We start from the raw sequence: 18764 nt of genomic DNA on the forward strand, positions 1-18764 counted from the left end.
ATGTTAAACTATATGTAATCAATATTTAGGAGTCGTCTATATGAAAAAGTCTAAAGGTGTATATGAAGCTGAAATTAGTAAAGCGATCACTCAGTGGGAAAAGGATTATTTAGGAAGAGGTTCTTTATCTGTTAAAACTGACATACTAAGAGATATGGTGATTATCAATTTGCAAGGAATATTAACACCTGCAGAATATCGCGTTTGTGAGACGAGTGAAGGTTTATTGAATATTAAACGCACAAGATCTGAATTAGTTGAATCGGGTCAAAATGATCTTAATAACATTATTCATCAAATTACAGGAATTGAAGTAGTCAGTTTCCATAGCGATTTAAGTACCGTTACAGGTGAACGTGTGATTGTCTTTAAATTAAAAGACAACTTTGAAAAATTAATCAACCAAGCTTGATTTATATAGGAACAGTATGATTTTACGTTAATAGACAAAGGTCATACTGTTTTTTATTTTAAATATAATAAGTACATCACGTAAACATAAAGTCTATAAATGATACCTAATAAATTCGGAAAAATAATCATAGAGGCTAGTAATTTATCACCTTTGAAACCGACAATACATAAAATAATAGGTATCATATAGAGAATGAATAACCAATATAATAGTGTGTCAAATGAGGGATGAATAGGTAAGAAAAAGCGAAATAATGTAATTAACAAGGCACAATAGATTAATATTATTTTGCTCATAAAGGATACCTTTCTAACTATCAAACATAAATGGGTACAGTTGAATGATTACAGTACTTATATTTGAATACGTTTTTAACGTGTGATAGCTATATTTTTTAGATTTTTATTATTCTTATAAATTCAATTATACAATAATTTATATGCAAAAGGTATGAGAATTCCAAAGCACTATAGTCATTTAATATCAATTATAAATGGTATCTTAACCTCACTTTAAGCGATTGAATTGTATATAATATATGTAATGGTTGAAAGCACAAAGGATATCATTAACGAAATATAATGAATATAGGTCAAAATAATAGACGTTTAAATAATGGTACAAACGATGGCTTAGTCCAAGAGATTTTGATGGACACAGTTATCAAATAGCAAATCTAACATAATTAAAATCCGACATAAGGCCGAGCCCAACATATGGTCATTTTGTATATGATATAAGAGTTAAGTAACTAAAGTTTGTAAGAGATAGAGGAGATTATATGATAAACAACAAAATAACGACAGGAAAATTTACCATTCCTTTATTTTTAATCAGTGTGTGCTTGTTTATATTTGTTGCATTGCGTATTACTCATGAAGGCGCATTTTTAAAAACACTTGATTTAAAGTCATTACATTGGCTTACTCAGGAATTTGGTACACCACATCGAAATTTTGAAGGTAATTGGTTCAATCATTATATGACATTTTCTGCCACTATAGGCGACGTAAGTGGTGTAATTATTATGTCACTTATTATTACAGTAGTTTTAATGTTTAGATATAAACATATTGCTTTATGGTTTATTTTAACAATTTTAAGTGGCACATTAATGAATATATTAATCAAAATGACAATAGAGCGTACAAGACCGTTTAATCATTTAGTCGTTGACAAAGGGTATTCTTTCCCTAGTGGTCATTCTAATGCCAGTACGCTATTATTTGTAACAATGATTTTTGTGATTATACCAGTAGTTCGCCATGCTATATTGAGGTACGCAATGCTCGTTCTTGCGATCATATTGTGGTTAAGTATATTATTTTGTAGATTATACTTTCATGCGCACTACCTTACAGACGTCATTGGTGGTGTCACATTAGCATTGGCCTGGATAGCACTATGGCTTGCTGTATATCCATTGTTTAAAAAATTAAAGTTAAAAGACAAATAGTTAATGTCTTTTTAAAAGTGATATTATATACGTATTAAATTTTAAAAGTGAGGAGAGTACGACATGATGAATATTAAATCACCAAGTCCACTTTATTTAAAAGGTACAAACAATCAAGCGATATTATTATTACATTCATTTACAGGTACCGTTAAAGACGTGAAACATCTTGCAACAACATTGAATGAACAAGGATTTACTTGTTATGTACCTAATTATCCTGGTCACGGACTACCAGTGACACAGTTTGTAGCGTACAATGTTGAAGATTGGTGGCATTGCGTGCAAGAAGCGTATCAATTTTTAAAAAGTGAAGGATTTGAGAAAATTAATGTTGCTGGCGTCTCATTAGGTGGTTTATTCACATTACGTTTAGCTGAAAACGTTGAGTTAAATCGTATTGTCGTCATGTCTGCACCAAGTGAAAAGACGAAAGCAGGTATCTCTTGGCGTTTGGAAAAATATGGGAAACGTATGAATGACATAATGAGATTATCAGAAAGTGAAAGCACTCATGAATTAGCGCAAATAGAGGATTATCAAAATGATATAAAAACATTCCAAGAGGTTATTAATGATATTATGTCACATTTGAATGAAATTACTGCAACTGCAAGAATAGTATATGGTGGTCAGGATGAAGCGGCTTATGAAGACAGTGCCCACTATATTTTCAACCAAATCAGTAGTGAACATAAAACGATACAAGAATTCCCACGCAATCAACACTTGATGACGCATGGTGAGGGTAGAGACGAATTGGAGCAAGATATTGTTAAGTTCTTCACTGAGCAATAATATCTTTATAAAAGGGCGTGTTCATAGATGAAAAGGACTTTTTTATTAACATATATAACGACTTCGGGTAAAACATATACAGAATTTAAGACATTTGAAAATGGCATAGATAAAGATAAATGTGTGAGACGAATTTTAGATGAATTTGATGAGTTGCCATATTTATATTTAGAAAAGGGAAATAGCATCCATTATATCAATGTTGATCACATTGAAAGTTTAGAGATTGAAGAAGTACATGATGGACAGTCAATCACTTATAGCAGTTAAAATACGAAAAGCTAAAAATTTAAAATAATGTTACAAGGAAAATAGTCATAACTCATTCATTTTCAGTTTATATTTAAATATAAATTGAAAAAGGTGAGCAAGGCTATTTTTTTATTATTCTGACAATTTAGATGGATATTGCACATATATGCTATAAATGGTAAAGTGTTACTTAAATACATAAACGCTTTAACGTGCTAAAGGAAGTGATCGGATATGAGCAAACAATCAGAATGGAAGACATCAACTGGTTTTATATTAGCAAGTGCTGGTTCTGCAATAGGTCTAGGAGCAATGTGGAAATTTCCTTATATGGCAGGCATTTACGGTGGCGGCGCATTTTTATTAATGTTTTTAATCTTCACCATATTTGTAGGACTACCATTATTAGTTATGGAATTTACAGTTGGGAAAATGGGAAGAACCTATACCACACAAATATATAGTAAACTTACAGGCAAAAAATGGTTAAATATTATAGGGTGGAATGGTAACTTAGCAGTATTTATCTTATTCGGTTTCTATAGTGTTATTGGCGGATGGATTATAATCTATATGGCTAATGTCATTTGGCAAATAGTTACGTCGAATACATCTGATCTTGGTCAAATTCAATTTGAAGCGATTATTAGTAATCCATGGTTAACAGTGACAGGACAGGGCATTTTTATTTTCTTAACAATGATTATAGTCATGCTCGGTGTCGAAAAAGGCTTAGAAAAAGCTTCCAAAATCATGATGCCGTTATTATTTATCTTTCTAATAATAGTTGTTGGAAAATCGTTAACTTTAGACGGTTCTATGGAAGGCGTACGTTATTTATTGCAACCCCGAATTAAAGATATATCTATGGAAGGCATCTTATTTGCTCTTGGACAATCCTTCTTTACATTATCATTGGGAACGACTGGGATGATTACTTACGCAAGTTATGCTCCGAAAGCTATGACAATCAAATCATCGGCTATTTCAATTGTATTGATGAATATTTTAGTTTCAGTCTTAGCGGGATTAGCTATTTTTCCAGCGTTAAAAACATTCGGATACCAGCCGCAAGAAGGGCCCGGTTTATTATTTAAAGTGCTACCTTTAGTATTCGATAAAATGCATTTCGGTATCGTCTTTTATCTTATCTTTTTAATTTTATTTTTATTTGCAGCATTAACATCATCTATTTCATTATTAGAGTTAAACGTTTCTAATTTTACAAAAAATGATAATACTAAACGTCGACCTGTTGCACTTATCGCAAGTATACTCGTATTTATTATTAGTATCCCAGCCACTTTATCGTTCGGTAGTTTAAGTGGAATTAAATTTGGCGCTGGCACTGTATTCGATAACATGGATTTTATTGTATCTAATATTCTAATGCCATTAGGAGCGGTAGGTACTACACTTGTTGTAGGCCAATTATTAGATAAAAATTTATTAAGAGAAAACTTTGGTAGAGACAAATTCAAACTATTTTTACCTTGGTATTATTTAATTAAATTTGTCATGCCAATCGTAATTATTTTAGTATTTATAGTTCAGTTATTTTAAAACTAGATTTTAGATAAAAATATAGCAATAAAGGCTTATCGAAACTACGAATTTCGATAAGCCTTTTTATGTTATCTAACCAAAATACGCCAAATATTTTTGATGATAAGTAAACTGACAATGAGAACGATAATACTCGAGATTTTATTTAAAATAATGATGTATTTACCAGTTTTATCAACAGATCCTAACATTTTTCCAAGGACTGCTAAAAAAATAAACCAAATCCAAGAGACTGAAATAGTAGCCACTGCGAATAATAACTTTTCATTACCTTGATACATAGAAGCGCTAGTACCAATGACGCCGATTGTATCCATAATCGCGTGAGGGTTAAGTAGTGAAACAGAGAGTGCAAATCCGATTTGTTTCTTAGCGCTCATAGGTTCCATATGTTCTAAATTATTTGGCTTTTCATTCCACAATGACCAAGCCATATATAATAAGAAGGCTAGGCCAATAATATAAATTACTAATTGTAAAATAGGTAGTGACATTAAAACGAGTGAAACACCTAATATAGCTAATACTATTAAAGTCGTATCACATAAACCTGCTGTAATAATGACTGGTAATGCTTTGGTTAATTTCTTTTGATTAGCTCCCTGGTTAAATACAAATACGTTTTGAGCACCTAATGGCAAGATAAGACCTAAAGCAAGTAAGAATCCATGAATCATAGGTTGCATAATAGTACCCCTTTTTTATGAGCTAGAATATTTATCTTAAAAAGTTTAAATATCTGAATATTTAAAAATATTATACGGAAGACATATATACTTTTCAATATTAAATATTTTATTAGGGATTGTTCTCATAAAAAAGCCCAAAGCAGTTGTGTTTTAAATGCTTTGGGCTATGAAACATATATTTTGAAATTGAGATTAACAAATTAGATTATGACTCTTTTGTGGCCGCGACTAATGTATCTGCTGCAAGTAAACCAAGATTATTTGAAGCTAATGGACTATCGCCAGTTAATAACTTACGGTCTTGGTGTGTCTGGCCACTCATTTCTTTATTTACAATATTAAGTCCTTGTTTGCTTAATAAGTCTGCAACTAACCATTTAAGTTTACCTGGCAAGTAACCAATGTCGATATTAGCGCCGTCATCAAGCGCATCAGGGAATACACAAACTGAATAGCCTTCAAATGGTGATGATTCTCTATTTAAACCAGCAGATAATAATGCAGCAGGACCATGACATAATGTGATAATAAACTTATCATAATCTAATGCCCAATCTAACGTTTGTTGTACATCTTCACTTTCGGAAATGCCAACTACAGCCGCATGTCCACCAGGTATAAATAGGGAAATATAATCTGAATCAGCACCGAGTTCATTTTTGACTACTTCTGATAACACTTTTGGTTGTTTTAGTTTTTCTTTTAATTTATTGTAAGTTGATTGAACAGCCTCATCTTCTTCAGGCATAGCCCAATGTTCTAATTTTACAGGATAACCCGTTAATGTAGCTACATCGACATCGAAACCTGCTTCCATTAAATGATGCAATGGTAATAACATTTCTACTGGGTGATTACCTGTGGAGAACATTTTGCCGTTTTCTAATAATACATATCGCTCTTCTGCGGCAATCATTAATACTTTCCATTTACCTCCAGTATAAGCGTTTTTATGTTTGACACCATCAAAGTCTGTTTTAGGTGCTGTATATTGACTTAATGAATAAGGAGAAGGGAAAAATGCATTATCCTCCGCTTTATCAGGCGTTGGCGCTTTACTTAATTCATTTGTGTCTTGAGTCATATTCAATTCCTTCTTTCGTAGGTTTGTAATGTTTATTACCTTGTAAGATGCTTCATAAACATAAACCAATAGCTACATGTCTCTCTTTTAATATAAAAAAATGTACACTAAGACAGCATTATAAGGTCTAAGTGTACACGTTGAATTAGATGTATTGTACATTTTCAAAAATTACATTTTGTTTTTGAAGTTCTTCTGCAATATTTTGAGGTAATTTAGTATTTTTAAATGTCACATGATCAAAGAAGCAGTGTTTCAATTTTATATTTTCAAATACAGATTGGTTAATTTCTGTTTTTTTAAAAGTGACATTTTTAAATGTAGTATCAGTGATTTTAACCTCACTAAACGTATTGCCATCAAATACAACATCTTGAAAGACTGTATTATTAATCGTTGTTTCATCAAACGTTGTATTTTCTGCGTTAATGTTTTTAAATTGGTTTTTGTAAAAATTAACTTGTTCAAATATGCAGTCATTCAAACTACTATTTACAAATTTACTATTTGAGACAGCGTTAATGTTTTTAAATATACCTTCATTAAAATTACAATTTTTAAAACGACTTTTATTAACTTCTAATTCATCGTACATAGAATTTCTAAAATTAGTTGAATTATGATTTACATTTTTATAGTTTTCTTGAGTGAATACAGATAGCGATAAGTCTTTATTTGCCATATAATTACAAACTCCTTTACTAGCGTTAAATGATATTTCTTTTCTTATACAGGAAAAATAAATATAAATTTATAGAATTAATATACGTTATTCATCATAACATGAGATGGCTTCTGGCACATTTGATTGAGTTTGAAAATAGAAATATAAAAATATGATTTATTATAAACAGTGAAATTGCAAAATATTCTAAAATCATTTATAATTCATACCTGTTAAATAAGAATTATTGGAATATGGGAAAAGGGTATTGTATAGTTTTCCTTAAAATACATAGGAGATGTATATATATAACATGATTGCATACGATTTGATTGGACAAACACCACTTGTTTTATTAGAAAGTTATAGTGATGAAAACGTTAAAATTTATGCTAAACTTGAGCAATTTAATCCTGGAGGCAGTGTCAAAGATAGGCTAGGAAAGTATCTTGTTGAACAAGCAATAGAAGAAGGGCGTCTTCAACGCGGTGATACTATAGTGGAAGCTACGGCTGGAAATACTGGCATAGGATTAGCTATAGCAGCTAATCGCTACGATCTAAAATGTGTCATATTTGCACCTGAAGGCTTTTCTGAAGAGAAAATTTCAATTATGCGTGCGTTAGGTGCTGATGTAAAAAGAACAGCTAAAGATGAAGGTATGATTGGAGCACAACAAGTTGCCAAACAATACGCTACTGACACACAATCCATTTATATGAATCAGTTTGAAACTAAACATAACCCTGATGCCTATACACACACCTTGGGGAAAGAACTTACAGATGAACTGAATCATATTGACTATTTCGTAGCTGGTGCTGGATCTGGTGGTACATTTACAGGTGTAGCAAGACATTTACAACCTTTAGGTGTTAAAAGCTATATTGTTGAACCAGAAGGCTCGATATTAAATGGTGGACCAAGTCATGCTCATGACACAGAGGGCATTGGTTCAGAGAAGTGGCCTGGATTTTTAGAGAAAACTTTAGTCGACGGTATTTTTACAATTAGTGATAAACATGCTTTTGAAAACGTAAAAAATATTGCTAAAAATGAAGGATTACTTGTAGGTAGTTCATCTGGTGCAGCATTACAAGGTGCACTTGAATTAAAACAACAATTAGACAAAGGGATAATCGTAACCATATTCCCTGATGGTAGTGATCGATATATGTCAAAACAAATATTTAATTATAAGGAGATGGATGATAATGAATAAAAAAACACAAATGATTCATGGCGGACATACTACAGACGAATATACAGGTGCTGTAACAACACCTATATATCAAACAAGTACTTACTTACAAGATGATATTGGAGATTTACGTCAAGGTTATGAATATTCTCGTACAGCCAATCCAACGCGTGCATCATTAGAAAGTGTCATTGCAGATTTAGAACATGGTAAACATGGTTTCGCATTTGGGTCAGGTATGGCTGCAATTAGTGCAGTTATTATGTTATTAGATAAAGGCGATCACCTTATATTAAATTCTGATGTATACGGTGGCACATATCGTGCATTAACTAAAGTATTTACAAGATTCGGATTAGATGTTGATTTTGTTGATACTACAAATATTGATGAAGTTGAAAAATATATTAAACCTGAAACTAAAATGTTATATATTGAAACACCTTCTAATCCGTTATTACGTGTAACAGATATTAAAGGTACTGTAGAAATTGCTAAAAAACACAATTTAATTTCTGTTGTAGATAATACATTTATGACACCTTATTATCAAAATCCATTAGACTTTGGCATTGATATTGTTTTACATTCTGCTACTAAATACATTGGCGGACACAGTGATGTAGTAGCTGGATTAGTAGTAACTGCTGACGATGAATTAGGAGAACGTATTGGTTTTATTTCTAATTCAACAGGTGGCGTTCTTGGACCACAAGATAGTTATTTATTAGTAAGAGGAATCAAAACACTTGGCTTACGTATGGAACAAATTAATCGTAATGTTGAAGCGGTTATTGATATGCTTCAATCTCATGACAGTGTACAAAAAGTATTCCATCCAAGTGTGAAAAGTCACCTAAATTATGATATACATGCAGCGCAAGCAGGCGGTCATACAGGTGTAATCGCTTTTGAAGTGAAAGATACTGAAGCAGCTAAAAAAGTGATTCACGCAACACAATATTTCACTTTAGCTGAAAGTTTAGGTGCAGTTGAAAGCTTAATCTCAGTACCTGCTTTAATGACACATGCGTCTATCCCATCAGATGTGCGAGCTAAAGAAGGTATTACTGACGGCTTAATTCGTTTATCAATAGGTATTGAAGATACAGATGATTTAGTCAATGACTTAAAACAAGCACTTAACACATTAAATTAAATCTAATTAGTCATATATAAGCGTATCTTTCTTTCATTTAATAATTCACAACATTAATAGATCGAGATTAGTATAAACTGACGACAAAGAATCAAATTTTGTCGTCAGTTTTTTATTTTTAATAGAAAATTAAGTGTAAATAAATTTTCATATAATTCTCAATTTGGCTAATATTGTGCGTGTTTTAAATTAAGATTATTCATTTATTGTCAGGGTATGCGAACAATGTACATTGAATTATAGAGAGGGGTATTTTTAATGATTTTCGAAACTATGGAACAAGAAGACTATGAACAAATGGTTTTTTGCCAAGATAAAGCAACAGGCTTAAAGGCAATTATTTGTATTCATGATACGACACTTGGACCAGCATTAGGTGGTTGTCGCGTTAGAAATGATTATAATTCTGAAGAAGAAGCAATAGAAGATGCTATGAATTTAGCACGTGGTATGACATATAAAAATGCAGCTGCTGGCTTAGACCTTGGTGGAGGTAAGACAGTAGTGATGGGTTCACCTAATAAAGAAGATGAAGAAGCATTTTATAGAGCATTAGGTCGTTATGTTAATACGTTAAATGGTCGTTATTATACAGCAGAAGATGTAGGTACATCTGAACATGAAATGAATTTGATTTATAAAGAAACACCTTATGTTTGCGGTACTAGTCAATCATTTGGATCAGCAGGTAATCCTAGTCCAATGACAGCTTATGGTATTTATATAGCAATGAAACGTACCGCTATGGAACAATTTAATGGTGAATCACTCGAAGGTAAAACAGTAGCCGTCCAAGGTGTAGGTCACGTATCATATGAACTTTGTCGCTTATTACATGAAGACGGAGTTAAGTTAATTGTGACTGATATCAATAAAAATAACGCACAACGAGCAGTTGATGAATTTAATGCACAATTTGTCGAACCAGATGACATCTTTTCAGTAGAAGCGGATATTTTCGCACCATGTGCACTAGGTGGTATTTTAAATGATGACACTATTCCTCAATTAAAAGTTAAAGCCGTATGTGGTTCAGCGAATAACCAATTAAAAGATGAAAATAAACATAGTAAAATGTTAGAAGAAAAAGGTATATTATATGCACCAGACTATATTGTTAATAGTGGTGGTGTAATCAATACAGCTGACGAATTAAATGGTTATAACGAAGAACGAGCTAAAGAAAGTATTGAAGGTATTGATAAAATTGTAAAACATATATTCGATATTGCTAAAGAACAAAATAAGACACCATTAGAAGCTTCACAACATTTTGCTGAAACACGTATGAATCAAATGTCACGTATTCATGATATTAGAAAATAAAAATGATGAAATAAAATATAGAATTGTTGTAGCCTGGGATAAATAACTGTCTCAGGCTACAATTTTATATTGGCAGTAGTTGACTGATAAAGTAATTCTTTTTCTTTAGAAATTAGAATTACTTATGCATGAGTGCTAACTCATGTAATCCTTAGTGGAACACCTTAGCTAAAGCTAATGTGTAAGTATCACTAAACTATTTAAAAATAGTAGTGATACTTTATTTTAAATTCTAGTCAACCTTGCCGGGGTTAGACTACGAAATAAATTTTAGGAAAATATTATTTCTGTCTAACTCCCTTTTTAATTGTGTAATGAAATTGATGAGATATGATACTCAACTTGAAGTAATAACTGCAATTTTGAAAAATTACTTTAACAAATTTGAATAATCGAAAATGATTTTGGTTATTCGGGTTTATAAATCATATATCCGGATAAAGGAAAGTTATCAAAGTACAATTTTATTATTGAATAGAGAAAGCATATAAAAAATAAAACATAAAATGTATATCTGTATTAATTGAAATTTCGACAAACTTAATTGCGTACAAAATAGTTTTGTCAAATCCATTTTATATATTTATTCATATTATTACTAAAAAATGATAAATATAAATTTGGATAAAAATTGTACAGATATATAGTTTTGTAACATTTGTAAAAAGTAAATCAATTAAGTATTATATGTATATACAATATTAAAATTGTGCAAAATATATGAGGTGATTCATAAATGAAGAACAAACAAGGCTTTTTACCACACAAACTAAATAAATATGCAATTAGAAAATTCACAGCAGGTACAGCATCACTATTAATAGGTGCAACATTAGTATTTGGAGCAGGAAATGTAGCTAGAGCAGATGAATTAGATAATGCATCTTCTCAAAATAGCGATGGCAACAAAGATAAAAGTGAACCTGTTGATATAACAGAACTCACTAATAGTAATGAAACAAATAGTACAGAAACGAGTGCCACAGACAAAACAGCTACTCAAACAGACAATGCTAATAGTGACCAACAAACTACTACAACTAATAAAGATGTAGAGGAGAAAACAACAAATAATACTGGCGATAAGCAAAGTACCGAACAAGCGAATTCAAACAACGTTTCTTCAGATAAAACATAAGCACAAGAATCCTCAAGTATTGAACAAAACACAATTGATAACTCAAACAAAAAAGCATCGACAACAAAAGATGAATCTACAACAGAGTCAGCAACTTCTGAGAACAAAACAACATCTACAGATGACAAACAAGTAGAGTCAAATAAAGACGATGAATCTATAAATAAACAAGATAGTGAAACTAATTCTACTTCTAAAGAAAATCAAACTTCAGATAAAACGACTTCAGACAAAACCTCTTCAGAAAAGAATAATACTTCAGATAAAACATCAACTAAAAATGTAGACAAAACAACTTCCAATAAAACAACATCTAAAACAGAAGAAAAAACAACTAAAGCAACAACTAAAAATTCGACATCTAAACAAGATACTAAAAAAGTAACAACTAAAAAGGCTACTGATAAAACATCAACTAAAAAAACTGAATCAAGCAAAAAAGAAACAACATCTAAAAATTCTAGTAAGTCTACTAAAACAACTAAAACAACAGCAAAAGAAACTACTGAATTAACAAAACAATTAGCGAAATCTAAAAATAAAGAAAAAGCAGTGCAATCATTTTTAAATGATCAAGTTTCAACAACTGAAGCAAAAGAAATATTGAAAAATACAGATGTAGACTTTAACAAAGCAACTGATGAAGAAATCAATCAAGCTGTATTACAAGCTGCTTTAAAAGAAATGGTAGACAAACAAAAGAGCACAGAAACATTAGCTACTCAGCCTAGAACTAGAACATTTATGCGCGCAATGGCTACACCTAGAATGCTTGCTGCCGCTGTTAGTGGTGACGAAAAAGCACAAAAATCATTAAATTATTCTGATAACTATACATTTGCGTCACTAGTATTTGATCCTGAAGCTTTAGATTCTGACGCAGTTAAAAATAGTACATCAATTCCATTTAATATTCATGCATATATGTCAGGTTCTAACTCAGGTTCTAGATATAAAATTGATTTAAATTTAGACTCTAAAATTGCAGATCATGTTACTAAAATATCTGTAAATCAAGCTGGTGGTAGCAATCCGGTCACATTTACGAGATTGAAAAATGATGATGGCACACCGTCTAATATTTGGGAGATTAACTATATTCGTGCGAACGGTGGTTTATTTGGTGGCGCTGAAATTTTAGCTAATAAAACAGCAGCTGGTGGTCAAATTGAATTAGATGATACTGTTGAAAATATTCTTAATGAAGCAGGAGATTTAAGTAATAATAAACTTAATTATCAAATCTATGTTAGAGACTCTTCTGCCAATACGATTGTACGTTCATCAGAAAGTAGTGGTTATTTCCTTACATCGACTGATGATGATTTAGTTAAGTTAAATAATAATACATCTACAGCTAATTCAAAAGATTTTAAAGCAAGTAGTGGTACAGCTATTTTAGATACTAAAGTTGGTGATAACGGAGCGATTATTGTTGACCAACAAATCGTTAAAAATGGCACATTTGGTTATGGTGGTGCTTCAAACAAACAATGGAGTTATAACTATCAAATCGATAAAGACTTAATTCCATTTATTCAAAGTGTTGAATTAGATAGATATGATTACAATGGTTTAAATGGATTTAATAAAACTTATAATGCATCTAATAAGGTAGCAGATCTATCTATAGATGCGAACGGTAATGGTACAATTACTGCTAGTGATTTAAACAGTTTAATTGAATTTAATAATGGATTACCAGAGCCAATTGGTATGAGAATTGTTATTAAATTAAATCAAAGTGCTAATAACATTCTGACTAAAGATGCACAATATGACGCAAATGGAAATTTAATTACTTCTACAGCTGACCAAGTTGAAGACTTTACATTTGCAGGTTATCTTACTGATAATGCTGGTCAACTTATTAATAACTCTTTAGGAATATCTTCTTTAGAATTACAAGACTATGATCAAGATGGTCTTTTAGATAGATATGAAAGAGAAGTATCATTAACAGATCCAAATGATGCAGATACAGATGATGACTCTAAAAATGATGGAGATGAGGTTAAGACATATAAAACTTCACCATTAGTAGGTAAACCAACTGCAGCCGATATTACAATTAATGATACAAAAGTAAGTGGATCAGTCACTTTAAAAGCAAATGCAGGTACTCAAACTGCTAAAGTAATTAATTCAGCAGGACAAGTTATTGGTACATCTACTGTGAATAGCGATGGAACTTTCTCAGTTACTATCCCTAAATCAGCAGCAGGTCAGTACACAATAGCTATTGATGCATCTAACTATGATAATGATGAAACAAATACATTTAATATTATAGATAATACAATTGTTCCTGCGCCTTTAGTGGATCCTGTAGACGATAATGATACGACTATTGGTGTTCATGGTACGGCTGGTTCAACAATTACAGTTAAAGATAACAATAATAATGTGATAGGCACAGTTACATTAGGGGCTAATAGTACGACAGGTACATTAACATTATCTAAACCATTAACAGCAGGAACTCAGTTAACATCTACTGCTAGTAAAAATGGAAAAACAAGTGCAGTATCACCAACAGTAACTGTAACAGATGCAACTGCACCAGACGCGCCGGTTATTAATCCTGTAACAAGTGAAGATACAACGATTACAGGTAAAGCGGAACCAAACTCAACAGTAACATTGACATTCCCAGATGGAACAACACAAGTTACTACTGCTGATGCGTCAGGTAATTACACTGTTAATATTCCATCAAATGAAGATTTCACTGGTGGAGAAACAATTAAAGCTTCTGCTAAAGATGCAGCAGGTAATAAATCTGTGGATTCAAATATTACAGTCACAGATGCGACAGCACCAAATCAACCTACTGTTAATAGAGTAACAAGTGAAGATAAAACAATTACAGGAACAGCAGAACCAAACTCAACAGTAACAATCACGTTCCCAAATGGAACAAAAGTGGAAGCAATTGCGACATCAAATGGTAGTTATAGAGTTGCAATTCCAACTAATATAGATTTAAAAGGTGGAGAAACATTAAACGTTACTTCAACAGATAAAGCAGGTAATAAATCTACTAACGCTAATACAACAGTTGTTGATGTAACGGCACCGGATGAACCTACAATCAATACTGTAACAAGTGAAGATACACAAATTACAGGAACAGCAGAACCAAATTCAACAGTGACAGTAACATACCCAGATGGAACAACGTCTACAGCTACAGCAGATGCTTCAGGAAATTATACTATGGACATACCAGCTTCTGAGGATCTCATAGGAAATGAAGAATTAAGCGTAACAGCAACTGATGCAGCAGGTAATGTTTCAACAGAAGGTGGAACGACTGTACTTGATACAACAGCGCCAGAAGTACCAACAGTGAACTCTGTAACAAGTGAAGATACAACGATTACAGGAACAGCAGAACCAAATTCAACAGTAACAGTAACGTTCCCAGACGGCACAACAGCGACAGGAACTACAGATGACAATGGTAACTATGTTATAAATATACCTGCGAATGAAGACCTAAAAGGTGGAGAAACATTACCAGTTACAGCGACAGATAAAGATGGAAATAAATCAGAACCATCAACAACAACTGTGGCAGATACAACAGCGCCAACAGCACCAACTGTCAATCCAGTAACAAGTGACGATACACAAATCACAGGTAAAGCAGAACCAAATTCAACAGTTACTGTAACGTTTCCAGACGGTAAAACTGCAAGTGCTACAACAGATGCAGACGGAAACTATGTCATCAATATTCCATCTAGTGAGGACTTAAAAGGTGGAGAAACGTTACCAGTTACTTCAACAGATAAAGCAGGCAACACATCTGATCAAACAACAACAACAGTGACAGATACAACAGCACCAACATTACCTTCAGTAAACCCAGTAACAAGTGATGATACAGAAATCACTGGTAAAGCAGAACCAGGTTCAACGGTAACTGTGACATTCCCAGATGGAACAACAGCAACTGGTACAGCAGATGACAATGGTAACTATGTGATTGAGATTCCAGCTAACGAAGATTTAAAAGGTGGAGAAACGCTGCCAGTAACGTCAACAGATAAAGCAGGCAACACATCTGATAAAGCGTCAACAGTTGTAACAGACACAACAGCACCGACAGTACCGTCTGTCAATCCAGTGACAAGTGACGATACACAAATTACAGGTAAAGCAGAGCCAGGTTCAACAGTGACAGTAACGTTCCCAGATGGCACAACAGCAACTGGCACAGCAGATGACGATGGCAATTATGTCATTAACATTCCATCAAGTGAAGACTTAAAAGGTGGGGAAACACTACCAGTTACAGCTACAGATAAAGATGGAAATAAATCAGAACCAGCAACAACAGTTGTAACAGATACAACAGCACCAAATGTACCTACTGTCAATCCAGTGACAAGTGACGATACACAAATTACAGGTAAAGCAGAGCCAGGTTCAACAGTGACAGTGACGTTCCCGGATGGCACAACAGCGACAGGAACTACAGATGACAATGGTAACTATGTTATAAATATACCTGCGAATGAAGACCTAAAAGGTGGAGAAACATTACCAGTTACAGCAACAGACAAAGATGGAAATAAATCTGATCAAGCAACAACTACAGTTGCAGATACAACGGCACCAACAGTACCAACTGTGAATCCAGTAACAAGTGAAGACAAAACAATCACAGGTAAAGCAGAGCCAGGTTCAACAGTAACAGTAACGTTCCCAGACGGAACAACAGCGACAGGAACTGCAGATGATAATGGTAACTATGTCATCGACATTCCATCTAATGAAGACTTAAAAGGCGGAGAAACATTACCAGTTACTTCAAGAGATAAAGATGGTAATAAGTCTGATCCAGCGACAACAGTTGTCGCAGATACAACAGCACCGACAGTACCGACTGTGAACCCAGTAACAAGTGAAGATAAAACAATCACAGGAACAGCTGAGCCAAACTCAAGAGTGACAGTGACATTCCCAGATGGCAATACAGCAAGTGCAACAACAGATGCAGATGGTAATTATGTGATTAATATACCTGCAAATGAAGATCTAAAAGGTGGAGAGACATTACCAGTCACAGCGACAGATAAAGACGGTAACCAATCAGATCCAGCGACAACAACAGTAACGGATACAACAGCGCCAGAAGCACCAACTGTAAACCCAGTGACAAGTGACGATACACAAATCACAGGTAAAGCCGAGCCGAACTCAACAGTAACAGTAACGTTCCCAGACGGAACAACAGCAACTGGAACTGCCGATGCAGATGGTAATTATGTGATTGACATTCCATCTAACGAAGATTTAAAAGGTGGAGAAACATTACCGGTAACAGCGACAGACAAGGATGGCAACACTTCTGATAAAGCGACAACAGTGGTAACAGATACAACAGCACCAACAGTGCCGACTGTGAACCCAGTAACAAGTGAAGATAAAACAATCACAGGAACAGCCGAACCAAATTCAACAGTAACAGTGACATTCCCAGACGGAACAACAGCAACTGGAACTGCCGATGAAGATGGTAATTATGTGATTGACATTCCATCTAATGAAGACTTAAAAGGTGGAGAAACATTACCAGTTACAGCAACAGACAAAGATGGCAACACGTCAGAGCCAGCAACAACAGTGGTAACAGATACAACAGCACCAGATACACCAACAATCAATCCAGTGACAAGTGATGATACACAAATCACAGGTAAAGCCGAGCCAAACTCAAGAGTGACAGTGACGTTCCCAGATGGAACAACAACTACTGGTATCGCAGATGACGATGGTAACTATGTCATCGACATTCCAGCTAACGAAGATCTAAAAGGCGGAGAAACATTACCAGTCACAGCAACAGACAAAGATGGCAACACATCAGAGCCAGCATCAACAGTAGTAACAGACACAACAGCACCATCAGTACCGACTGTGAACCCAGTAACAAGTGAAGATAAAACAATTACTGGAACAGCAGAACCAGGCTCAACTGTGACAGTAACATTCCCAGATGGAACAACAGCAACTGGAATTGCCGATGAAAATGGTAATTATGTGATTGACATTCCAGCTAATGAAGACCTAAAAGGTGGGGAAACATTACCAGTTACTGCGACAGACAAAGATGGCAACACTTCTGAAAAAGCATCAACTGTTGTTAAAGATACAACAGCACCAGAAGCACCAACTGTTAATCCTGTTCATAAAGGCGATAAAACAATCACAGGAACAGCAGAACCAGGTTCAACAGTAACAGTAACGTTCCCAGATGGAAGAACTGCCAGTGGTACAGCAGATGAAGATGGTAATTATGTGATAAATATTCCTACTGGTGAAGAACTAAAAGGTGGAGATCATATCGGAGTAACAGCAACGGATGCAGACGGTAATATCTCACCATCTACTGATGGAACAGTTATTGATAACAGTAAACCGGTCGACCCAACTCAACCAACAGATCCAACAAAACCAGTCGACCCAACAAATCCAAATCATACAAAACAACCGACAGATTCTGATGATTCAACAAATCCTAGTCAGCCGTCTGAACCGAAAGAAACAAAAGATACAACTCAACCAACAGCACCGTCAAATGATAGTAAATCAACATCATCAACTCGTGCATATGAAAGCAATAAAGCATCCCATAATTCAGTTCAACGAGATACTGAAGAACATGCACAACCACAACCAGATAACAACAGCGAAGTAACTAATTCTAACCAAAATAATGGTAGTAAAGTAGTAGATATGAATGGACAACAAGTAGAAAAATCTACGAAATCATCAACAAATACAGATAAAGAACAAGGTAAAGATCAGAGTGAACTACCTGAAACAGGACAAGATGGAGTTAATAAAGGAACGTTGTTCGGTACATTATTAGCCGGACTAGGTGCACTATTCTTATTCTTCAAACGTCGTAGAGAAGATGAAGACGAAGAAGAAAATAAATAATAAAATGAAATATTGATATCACAAGGCTCATTCCATTTTTGGAATGGGCCTTTTATTAT

The 18764-nt window shown here is 33.6% G+C and carries 15 protein-coding genes; 10 read left to right on the forward strand and 5 right to left on the reverse strand.

Annotation, left to right across the window (positions count from 1 at the left end):
• Window positions 1-40 precede the first annotated feature (40 nt).
• Window positions 41-412 (forward strand): Na-translocating system protein MpsC family protein, encoded by a 372-nt coding sequence (locus Q4528_RS06220; RefSeq protein ID WP_017637013.1) that lies wholly within the window; start codon window positions 41-43, stop codon window positions 410-412.
• Window positions 413-465: 53 nt separating this feature from the next.
• On the opposite strand, the gene Q4528_RS06225 is transcribed toward Q4528_RS06220, so the two are convergent.
• A complete protein-coding gene (locus Q4528_RS06225; protein ID WP_026083468.1) occupies window positions 466-711 on the reverse strand; it encodes a hypothetical protein in 246 nt (81 codons plus the stop codon).
• A 485-nt stretch (window positions 712-1196) separates the two neighbouring features.
• On the opposite strand from Q4528_RS06225, the gene Q4528_RS06230 reads away from it, so the two are divergent.
• The 4 genes from Q4528_RS06230 (at window position 1197) to Q4528_RS06245 (ending at window position 4484) form a co-directional block, all read left to right on the forward strand.
• On the forward strand, window positions 1197-1871 hold the full coding sequence (locus Q4528_RS06230; protein WP_046467374.1) for a phosphatase PAP2 family protein: 675 nt from the start codon (window positions 1197-1199) through the stop codon (window positions 1869-1871).
• A 66-nt stretch (window positions 1872-1937) separates the two neighbouring features.
• Window positions 1938-2669, forward strand: coding sequence for an alpha/beta hydrolase (locus Q4528_RS06235; RefSeq protein WP_046467405.1), 732 nt, complete (start codon window positions 1938-1940; stop codon window positions 2667-2669).
• Between the two features lie 27 nt (window positions 2670-2696).
• A complete protein-coding gene (locus tag Q4528_RS06240) occupies window positions 2697-2939 on the forward strand; it encodes a hypothetical protein (RefSeq protein WP_017637016.1) in 243 nt (80 codons plus the stop codon).
• A gap of 216 nt (window positions 2940-3155) precedes the next feature.
• A complete protein-coding gene (locus tag Q4528_RS06245; RefSeq protein ID WP_096807859.1) occupies window positions 3156-4484 on the forward strand; it encodes a sodium-dependent transporter in 1329 nt (442 codons plus the stop codon).
• Window positions 4485-4555: 71 nt separating this feature from the next.
• Here Q4528_RS06245 and Q4528_RS06250 read toward each other — a convergent pair whose 3' ends face one another.
• From Q4528_RS06250 to Q4528_RS06260, 3 genes are all read right to left on the reverse strand, one after another.
• Entirely contained in the window at window positions 4556-5176 is a 621-nt protein-coding gene (locus Q4528_RS06250) for a LysE/ArgO family amino acid transporter (protein WP_177244148.1), read from the reverse strand.
• Window positions 5177-5381: 205 nt separating this feature from the next.
• A complete protein-coding gene (gene hchA, locus Q4528_RS06255) occupies window positions 5382-6260 on the reverse strand; it encodes a glyoxalase III HchA (RefSeq protein ID WP_303520879.1) in 879 nt (292 codons plus the stop codon).
• Between the two features lie 145 nt (window positions 6261-6405).
• Window positions 6406-6942: a pentapeptide repeat-containing protein gene (locus tag Q4528_RS06260; protein ID WP_017637020.1), complete on the reverse strand. Its 537-nt coding sequence runs from the start codon at window positions 6940-6942 to the stop codon at window positions 6406-6408.
• A 295-nt stretch (window positions 6943-7237) separates the two neighbouring features.
• Between Q4528_RS06260 and Q4528_RS06265 the strand changes: the two genes are divergently transcribed.
• From Q4528_RS06265 to Q4528_RS06280, 4 genes are all read left to right on the forward strand, one after another.
• Complete coding sequence (locus Q4528_RS06265; protein WP_096807858.1) at window positions 7238-8146, forward strand: PLP-dependent cysteine synthase family protein; 909 nt, start codon at window positions 7238-7240, stop codon at window positions 8144-8146.
• Window positions 8139-9284, forward strand: a complete 1146-nt coding sequence (locus Q4528_RS06270; RefSeq protein WP_046467379.1) for a bifunctional cystathionine gamma-lyase/homocysteine desulfhydrase — start codon at window positions 8139-8141, stop codon at window positions 9282-9284. The genes Q4528_RS06265 and Q4528_RS06270 overlap by 8 nt, the downstream gene beginning before the upstream one ends.
• Before the next feature lie 258 nt (window positions 9285-9542).
• Window positions 9543-10610: a Leu/Phe/Val dehydrogenase gene (locus Q4528_RS06275; protein WP_046467380.1), complete on the forward strand. Its 1068-nt coding sequence runs from the start codon at window positions 9543-9545 to the stop codon at window positions 10608-10610.
• A 736-nt stretch (window positions 10611-11346) separates the two neighbouring features.
• The gene (locus Q4528_RS06280) at window positions 11347-11748 is read left to right on the forward strand and encodes a YSIRK-type signal peptide-containing protein (protein ID WP_303520885.1); all 402 of its coding nucleotides are present in this window, start codon (window positions 11347-11349) and stop codon (window positions 11746-11748) included.
• Between the two features lie 203 nt (window positions 11749-11951).
• On the opposite strand, the gene Q4528_RS06285 is transcribed toward Q4528_RS06280, so the two are convergent.
• Window positions 11952-12185: a hypothetical protein gene (locus Q4528_RS06285; RefSeq protein WP_303520888.1), complete on the reverse strand. Its 234-nt coding sequence runs from the start codon at window positions 12183-12185 to the stop codon at window positions 11952-11954.
• Window positions 12186-12300: 115 nt separating this feature from the next.
• On the opposite strand from Q4528_RS06285, the gene Q4528_RS06290 reads away from it, so the two are divergent.
• A complete protein-coding gene (locus Q4528_RS06290) occupies window positions 12301-18705 on the forward strand; it encodes an Ig-like domain-containing protein (RefSeq protein ID WP_303520890.1) in 6405 nt (2134 codons plus the stop codon).
• Window positions 18706-18764: the final 59 nt, after the last annotated feature.

This window comes from Staphylococcus pasteuri, assembly GCF_030547725.1.
Classification (GTDB): Bacteria; Bacillota; Bacilli; order Staphylococcales; family Staphylococcaceae; genus Staphylococcus; species Staphylococcus pasteuri.

What these genes read in the sequence shown, in the direction of transcription:
- Q4528_RS06265 (WP_096807858.1), top strand. Translation starts at nt 7,238, where the DNA reads ATGATTGCATACGATTTGATTGGACAAACACCACTTGTTTTATTAGAA.
- Q4528_RS06225 (WP_026083468.1), bottom strand. Translation starts at nt 711, where the DNA reads ATGAGCAAAATAATATTAATCTATTGTGCCTTGTTAATTACATTATTT.
- Q4528_RS06260 (WP_017637020.1), bottom strand. Translation starts at nt 6,942, where the DNA reads ATGGCAAATAAAGACTTATCGCTATCTGTATTCACTCAAGAAAACTAT.
- Q4528_RS06270 (WP_046467379.1), top strand. Translation starts at nt 8,139, where the DNA reads ATGAATAAAAAAACACAAATGATTCATGGCGGACATACTACAGACGAA.
- Q4528_RS06245 (WP_096807859.1), top strand. Translation starts at nt 3,156, where the DNA reads ATGAGCAAACAATCAGAATGGAAGACATCAACTGGTTTTATATTAGCA.
- Q4528_RS06230 (WP_046467374.1), top strand. Translation starts at nt 1,197, where the DNA reads ATGATAAACAACAAAATAACGACAGGAAAATTTACCATTCCTTTATTT.
- Q4528_RS06235 (WP_046467405.1), top strand. Translation starts at nt 1,938, where the DNA reads ATGAATATTAAATCACCAAGTCCACTTTATTTAAAAGGTACAAACAAT.
- Q4528_RS06280 (WP_303520885.1), top strand. Translation starts at nt 11,347, where the DNA reads ATGAAGAACAAACAAGGCTTTTTACCACACAAACTAAATAAATATGCA.
- Q4528_RS06240 (WP_017637016.1), top strand. Translation starts at nt 2,697, where the DNA reads ATGAAAAGGACTTTTTTATTAACATATATAACGACTTCGGGTAAAACA.
- hchA (WP_303520879.1), bottom strand. Translation starts at nt 6,260, where the DNA reads ATGACTCAAGACACAAATGAATTAAGTAAAGCGCCAACGCCTGATAAA.
- Q4528_RS06275 (WP_046467380.1), top strand. Translation starts at nt 9,543, where the DNA reads ATGATTTTCGAAACTATGGAACAAGAAGACTATGAACAAATGGTTTTT.
- Q4528_RS06220 (WP_017637013.1), top strand. Translation starts at nt 41, where the DNA reads ATGAAAAAGTCTAAAGGTGTATATGAAGCTGAAATTAGTAAAGCGATC.